The organism is Nostoc sp. DedQUE02 (assembly GCF_034531035.1).
Taxonomy (GTDB): Bacteria; Cyanobacteriota; Cyanobacteriia; order Cyanobacteriales; family Nostocaceae; genus Nostoc.
Genome location: NZ_JAVRBY020000051.1, coordinates 47,821 through 54,224, shown reverse-complemented (window position 1 = coordinate 54,224; position 6,404 = coordinate 47,821). Strand labels below are relative to the sequence as shown.

8 protein-coding genes are annotated in these 6,404 nt (G+C 43.3%); 1 reads left to right on the top strand and 7 read right to left on the bottom strand.

Annotated features, from left to right (window positions below):
• Nucleotides 1-170 precede the first annotated feature (170 nt).
• From RMX98_RS27895 to RMX98_RS27865, 7 genes are all read right to left on the bottom strand, one after another.
• Nucleotides 171-698, bottom strand: a complete 528-nt coding sequence (locus RMX98_RS27895; protein WP_322679625.1) for a YceD family protein — start codon at nt 696-698, stop codon at nt 171-173.
• A gap of 205 nt (nt 699-903) precedes the next feature.
• The gene (locus RMX98_RS27890; protein WP_322679624.1) at nt 904-1,431 is read right to left on the bottom strand and encodes a protein jag; all 528 of its coding nucleotides are present in this window, start codon (nt 1,429-1,431) and stop codon (nt 904-906) included.
• Nucleotides 1,428-2,579 (bottom strand): membrane protein insertase YidC, encoded by a 1,152-nt coding sequence (yidC, locus tag RMX98_RS27885; RefSeq protein WP_322679623.1) that lies wholly within the window; start codon nt 2,577-2,579, stop codon nt 1,428-1,430. Before yidC ends, RMX98_RS27890 begins: the two co-directional genes overlap by 4 nt.
• 279 nt (nt 2,580-2,858) lie before the next feature.
• The gene (locus RMX98_RS27880; RefSeq protein ID WP_322679622.1) at nt 2,859-3,251 is read right to left on the bottom strand and encodes a PH domain-containing protein; all 393 of its coding nucleotides are present in this window, start codon (nt 3,249-3,251) and stop codon (nt 2,859-2,861) included.
• Nucleotides 3,238-3,660 carry a ribonuclease P protein component gene (gene rnpA / locus RMX98_RS27875; protein WP_322679621.1) on the bottom strand — a complete coding sequence of 141 codons (423 nt, stop codon included), beginning with the start codon at nt 3,658-3,660 and terminating at the stop codon, nt 3,238-3,240. The genes RMX98_RS27880 and rnpA overlap by 14 nt, the downstream gene beginning before the upstream one ends.
• Nucleotides 3,661-3,690: 30 nt before the next feature.
• Nucleotides 3,691-3,825 (bottom strand): 50S ribosomal protein L34, encoded by a 135-nt coding sequence (gene rpmH / locus RMX98_RS27870; protein ID WP_099102484.1) that lies wholly within the window; start codon nt 3,823-3,825, stop codon nt 3,691-3,693.
• Nucleotides 3,826-3,944: 119 nt separating this feature from the next.
• The gene (locus RMX98_RS27865) at nt 3,945-4,457 is read right to left on the bottom strand and encodes a DUF2808 domain-containing protein (RefSeq protein ID WP_322679620.1); all 513 of its coding nucleotides are present in this window, start codon (nt 4,455-4,457) and stop codon (nt 3,945-3,947) included.
• Nucleotides 4,458-5,216: 759 nt separating this feature from the next.
• Here RMX98_RS27865 and RMX98_RS27860 point away from each other — a divergent pair.
• Nucleotides 5,217-6,383, top strand: coding sequence for a Re/Si-specific NAD(P)(+) transhydrogenase subunit alpha (locus tag RMX98_RS27860; protein WP_322679619.1), 1,167 nt, complete (start codon nt 5,217-5,219; stop codon nt 6,381-6,383).
• The last annotated feature ends 21 nt before the right edge of the window (nt 6,384-6,404 follow it).

The window sequence follows — 6,404 nt, the reverse complement described above, 5'->3', positions numbered from 1 at the left end:
GTTTATCGTGTAGTTGCTTGGCGCGCGGCGCGGCTACACCGCGCCATTGCTTGTGACAGTTGCGTAAGTCCTGTTCTTGTTCGGAGATGTCTAATATAAAACAATAAGCCTGTGTAGACAGGCTTAGTTCGTCTAGGTGCAGACTTAAGTCTGACGAAATTACTAAATTATTACCCCGGAAGTTGCTTTTTCAGTGCTTCCAAAGAAGCCCAACGGTTATCAACTGGAGTTTCAGGACTATCAGAACTATCAGAACTATCAACAGTAGTACTTACAGGAATACCTGGACAATTGCGATCGCATAATTGGCGCTGGGGTATTGCCAAACACATCTGCTCATACAGCCACTCGTTCGGATAAAAATAACCATCGGGCGGTAGGGTTTCCAGTAAATCCTCCATAACTACTTCCCTTTCTAAGGGCAAATCATTTGGCTGATTTGCAGTTTCGTCTAACCAGATGATTTCCTTCGTATCAAGCCCTAAACGCCGATTATATTGCTGCAAACAGCGATTGCAGGTACAAGTTATAATTGTTTCTGCCTTACCGGACACTTCCAGGTAATTGCCATGATGCTCCACGCGCACATGACCGCGAACTGGCGTCAGCGTTTCCAGACCAGGCAGAAATTCCTGAACCTGAACTTCCTCTGTCCGCTCCGGGGCTTTAGTTAGCTGCGGAATAAAAATTGCGTCCATAGGATTTGTGAGACATCCTCACTAAGAATTTATCTTCATGACCAGCAATAATACTGATACTACATCTTTATTTTAGGAAACAAGAAGAATTTTGAAATTATCATAGTTATGAGTTTTCAATTAACTCCTAACTTTGTCAATTTCAGATTTTAGATTTTAGATTTTCCTTATAATCCAAAATTCAAAATCTAAAATTGAATGACTCCTAACTCCCAACTCCTTCCAACGAAGCTGGACGGACAACCAGATGACGATGCGGCTCTTTACCGCGACTGAAGGTTTCCAAATCTCCAAATTCTTTCAAGAAGGTATGGACTTGACGCCTTTCAGCAGAACTAAGAGATTTAATTTCCACCTCTCTACCAGAAAAGCGCACTTCATCGGCTGCTGCTTCTGCTAATGCGCGAATTTCGGCTTCTCTTTTGACGCGGTAGCCATTCAACTCAATAGTGTAAGAAGCTTGTTCTTCAGGGGGTTGGCTGAGATTTAGAACCGAATTTGCTAGATATTGAATCGCATCTAACACAGAACCATCAGCACCAATTAGTACCTGGATTTGTTCTGATGTCAAATTGGTTTGGTCAATTGTCAACCAGTAGTTATCCGGTTCTGGGGAATCGCCCTCTTGAGATTGGGCAGTTTCTAAATGACCCTGAATCTCAGCAGGTATTCCAGTGAGTTCCAGCAGTGTTTTTAACCACTGCTGACCTCGCTGCATCGGAATGTTGCTCATGATCCCCCTGTCGCCTTTTTCTTAGCGCTCTTTGGTTCAAAGGGCAATGCCTTTTGTTCTGTGACTGCTGCTTCTTTCTCCTGAGTTTCTACAATTTTTTGCAGTTCTTCTGGTAGAGGTTCGCGCGAGAGAAGATAAGTTTGTGCGGTTTGGAAAATATTACCAATCACCATATACATCAGCACCCCAGCTGGTAGGGGGAAGAACAAAAACATCCCAGAAAAGATGACGGGGGTGATTTTGTTAACTGTATCTTGCTGTGGATTGCCACCACTAGAATTTTGCCCAGAAAGCATTTGGCTAACATACAGGCTGATCCCAAAGAAGACGATCATGGCGACGATATCCCAGTGGATTGTGCCATCTGGATCTTGTGCGCCAACTCTGCCTAAGGCATCAATAAATAGAAAGCCTTTTTCTGCTGCTAGTCCCGGAATTGTTCCTTGAATGGTAACTTCTCCTGGTTGCAAGGCTTCTACATTGCCTTGGGCATCAATTTTTATCCGATCTTCACCTTTGGTAACTTTCCAATCAGGAATCAGCTTATTTTCTGGGTGTTCTGTTAAAAGCACCTGAAATGGTTTACCATCAACAGTCTGATACTGTATTTTGGTTTGTTCTCCCACCGCTAGTTTGTTACCACTGGGAAGGATAGCAGCTACTTTAACGTGTTCCCCATCTGCAACGTAAATATTTTGAGGGGCAGTAGCAAAGGCTTGCGGTTGAATTTGCTCGATTTGTTCTGCGGGAAGAATTTGCAGGTTAACGCTGTAGTTTGCACTTGCAAAAGGCGAACCCCGCAAGGTGGCAAACAGCGCTAATAAAACTGGCATTTGCACTAGTAATGGAAAACAGCCTGCCAAAGGGTTGCCAAATTCTTTTTGGACATTGACCATTTCCTCCTGCTGCTTTTGCGGATCATCCTTATAGCGCTCTTTGATTTCTGCCATCCGCTTCTGCATCAGAGGTTGTACAATTCGCATTTTCCGCATGTTGCGAATTGAGCCAGCACTCAGGGGATAGAGCGCGAAGCGGACTATCAAGGTCAAAGCAACGATCGCTAATCCGTAGCTAGGCACTATACCATAGAAAAAATCTATGATTGGCAGCATCACGTTGTTCGAGAGAAAGCCGATACCAAAATCCATTATTCTGAATTCAACCTGAGGTACTGTAAACTGAATCTAATTTATCTAAATCATGATTTGTCGGCGACTATCTTTCGCTACGGATAGCCGCACATTATAAATGGGGCATTGGGGATTGGGCATTGGGCATTGGGCATGGGGAAAGGGAAAGGGGTAAGGGGAAAAGGGGAAAGATTAAATTTATTCCTTTTCCCTTTAACTTGGTTGGTGAGCTTGCCGAACCATAACCTTTTCCCCTGCTCCCCCTGCCTCCCCTGCTTCCCCTGCTCCCTCTGCTCATCACTTGTTGGCAGTCGCACTAAATTCGGGATTTTTTGCAGCAATTCTTTCATTGATGTAGTCATAAACTTCCCGAAACTTGGGAATTGCACGCAATTCCAGACGACTACCGTTTTTTAGGGTGATTGCCATATCTCCCCAAAAGCCAATGCCACGAGGGACTTTGACGATTTTGACAATTTCTGAGTAAATTACGTCAGTGCGATCGCGCCCCTGCCAACCTCCGATCACAGTAATTCGGCGATCGGTGATGCGGAAACGCAGCCACAATGCCCTGACAATTGCCCCGACTGCTAATGGTAGTCCGACAATGGTTAGCCCAATCAGCAGGTTGACAATTAAATCCCCAACATGGGGGCCACCTTCATAATAAACATCTTCACGAATTCCCATCGAACACCTCAGCTTGTGCCAACAACTGCTCTAATTCTTGCAGAAATTGTCGGCTTACGCACTTAGATTCTGCTGCTGTAGGTTTGACAATAAATACTAGCCGCCATCCTGGTGATAATTTTGGTAGCAAATCATGTAAAGCAGCAGTAATTTGCCGTTTGATTCGGTTGCGAACCACTGCCCTTTTGCTGACTTTTGTGCTTATGGAAATACCAATCCGTGTGCTAGCTAGAAGCTTTAAGTCAGCTGCCTGCGTAGTCTGGGTCGCAGTGTCCAAAGAAGGTTTCGTTGAATATAAAGGCTTTAAGGCTCTTAATGTTAAATAAGAGCCATGACGCCGAATCCCTTCCCGGAAAACTGCCTGGAAATCCTTGCGGGATTTTAGCCGATTTGTTTTGGGCAAAGCCACAGATACTCTATTTAGCTTAATATGCCTGCCCTAAACACTCAGACGGTGACGCCCCTTTTTTCTCCTAGCACTAATCACGTTTCTGCCGTCTGGTGTCCGCATCCTGGCGCGAAAACCAGAGGTTCTTTTTCTCTTACGGCTAGTACCGCCCAGTGTTCTTTTCATACTCTTCTCCTTTTAGGTGATTTTTATAAAAACTCACAATCTCTAATCGTATCACTTTATTAGAGAATTGGGAATAGAGCATTGGGCATTAGTTATTCTTTCTTTGCCAGTCTCCACTGTTAATTAATGCTCAAAATCCATGTTCCCATATAGCGCAGTAGCGGCACATCACCAGGGGAAAGCACTTGACAGTTAAAATAGTAAACTCCGCCGAAAGATGGATTTTTTACGTTAGATAAAACTACCTCAACTGCGCTACCTGCTGGCACCGGATCTTGTGGAAAAATATTAATCAGCTTACCTTCTTTATCCCACTTCACCTCAGAAAGCGGAACTGCTTTGCCTTTGACTCGGACTTCAATTTTTTTCTGGTCAAAAGTTCCTTTGTAATAATCAGGGTAGGTAATGGCAAATTGACCAACTGCCAGTTTCATCCTTTTGGCTGGAATCCTTAATATGTATCGATCCCAACCATTGGCTTGTCCACCAAAATCTAACCTAAAGGGCAGCTGATTTTCGGCTTTGACGCCGCTAAATAGGGTAAATCCAGGTAAGCTTTGTGCCCAAGTCAAGGCAGGTAATCCAGCAACCAGAAAGCTAGTTACGGCTAAAGCAGAAAGTAAACGTCGCATAATCAGGCTTCCTCTACCAAAATATAAATCTGTTATCTAAAATAACTGTGTGTTAGTATTCGTTACTAAACTTTACTACTGACTTCCTGACAATTGACGTTCAATAACAAAAAAAGTGTCATCCTCACTGAGGTTTGGGCGACTAAAAATTACTTAGTGATAATTTTACTATGTACTTACTTGACTTCATTACCCTTACAGAGTGATGATTTGATGACTAGGTTGGTCAAATTTTGAACTAAATATAAACACAGTCGGGATTGGATTGTGTTTCTAAATATGTATAAGTGTATCTAAATTTGATAATATTGTTATAAAAATTGAGGCGTGCCATCAGCGATCGCCTGTTAAGTCGGGCTAAATTGATTAAAATAAGTTGGAATCAGAGTCGTAATTATTAAAATTTGATTTGGAAATTATAAAGCTTTCAAAATTTGGTCAATATTACTCTATAAGAAAGGAATACCAAAATTTCTCAATCCCGAAAATAAGCTGAAGATAAAGATGCAAAATTTGGGAATCAATTTAGGATGTGCAATACGTAACCCTGTTTGCAACTATCTGAGAATATGACATCTGCGAACGGCAAAGTCAGGCTTTGCTAAGACAGCTAAGATTGGGAGAGGAAAGTTTCAAGGTTCAATCTACAAGTAAAAGTCATGGCTGATGTTCCTGCCTAAGTACTATGAATACGGGATATCCCTAATTTAGACATCGCTTACTTGGCAGAAATTTAGGTATTTATCTTCAGGAGATTTCATGAGAATAGCAGTTGCTAAAGAAATTGAAGTTTGTGAACGTCGTGTGGCATTAATTCCTGACACCGTTGCTCGATTGGTAAAACAAGGTTTGGAAGTTTGGGTAGAAACAGGTGCAGGAGAACGATCATTTTTTGGCGATTCTGACTATGAAGCCGCAGGAGCCACAATAATCAGCGATACTGCCAAATTATGGGGCGAAACAGATATTCTTTTAAAAGTTAGTCCACCACAAGAACGAGAAGATGGACGCTCAGAAGTTGATTTGTTAAAGGAAGGGGCTGTATTAGTCAGTTTCCTCAATCCTTTGGGAAATCCAGTTGTAGCACAGCAACTAGCAAATCGGAAAGTCACAGCCTTGAGTATGGAAATGATTCCCCGTACTACCAGGGCGCAAAGTATGGATGCTTTGTCCTCGCAAGCTTCATTAGCAGGTTACAAGGCTGTATTAATTGCCGCAGCTGCATTACCAAAATATTTCCCGATGTTAACCACAGCCGCAGGGACGATCGCTCCAGCGAAAGTATTTATTATGGGCGCTGGTGTAGCCGGATTGCAAGCGATCGCCACCGCTAGACGTTTGGGAGCAGTGGTAGAAGCCTTTGATATCCGTCCCGCCGTCAAAGAAGAAGTGCAAAGCTTAGGCGCAAAATTCGTTGAAGTCAAATTAGAAGAAGAAACCGTCGCCGCCGGTGGTTACGCCAAAGAAATTTCTGAGGCTAGCAAACAACGCACTCAAGAAGTTGTCGCCGAACACGTTAAAAATTCTGATGTGGTGATTACCACCGCCCAAGTTCCTGGAAGACAAGCACCACGGCTAGTTACAGAAGAAATGGTGGCACAAATGAAACCAGGTTCAGTGATTGTGGATTTGGCTGCTGAACAGGGTGGTAACTGCGCTTGTACCGAACCAGGTAAAGATATTGTCTGGAACGGTGTAACAATTATCGGCCCCATCAATCTCCCATCATCGATGCCAATTCATGCCAGCCAATTGTATGCCAAGAACGTAACATCGTTGATTCAACTGCTAATTAAAGACAAAGCTTTGCAGGTTGACTTTGGCGATGACATCGTTGATGCAGCTTGCGTTACCCACGCTGGTGAAATTCGCAATCAACGGGTGCGGGATGCGCTACAAGCCTTGAGCGGCGTTGGAGCAGGTTAGTAGCCCAAATTAACATAAGGA

Excerpts from the sequence above, each read along its gene's own strand:
- RMX98_RS27895 (WP_322679625.1), bottom strand. The coding sequence starts at position 698 with ATGGACGCAATTTTTATTCCGCAGCTAACTAAAGCCCCGGAGCGGACA.
- RMX98_RS27890 (WP_322679624.1), bottom strand. The coding sequence starts at position 1,431 with ATGAGCAACATTCCGATGCAGCGAGGTCAGCAGTGGTTAAAAACACTG.
- yidC (WP_322679623.1), bottom strand. The coding sequence starts at position 2,579 with ATGGATTTTGGTATCGGCTTTCTCTCGAACAACGTGATGCTGCCAATC.
- RMX98_RS27880 (WP_322679622.1), bottom strand. The coding sequence starts at position 3,251 with ATGGGAATTCGTGAAGATGTTTATTATGAAGGTGGCCCCCATGTTGGG.
- rpmH (WP_099102484.1), bottom strand. The coding sequence starts at position 3,825 with ATGAAAAGAACACTGGGCGGTACTAGCCGTAAGAGAAAAAGAACCTCT.
- RMX98_RS27865 (WP_322679620.1), bottom strand. The coding sequence starts at position 4,457 with ATGCGACGTTTACTTTCTGCTTTAGCCGTAACTAGCTTTCTGGTTGCT.
- RMX98_RS27860 (WP_322679619.1), top strand. The coding sequence starts at position 5,217 with ATGAGAATAGCAGTTGCTAAAGAAATTGAAGTTTGTGAACGTCGTGTG.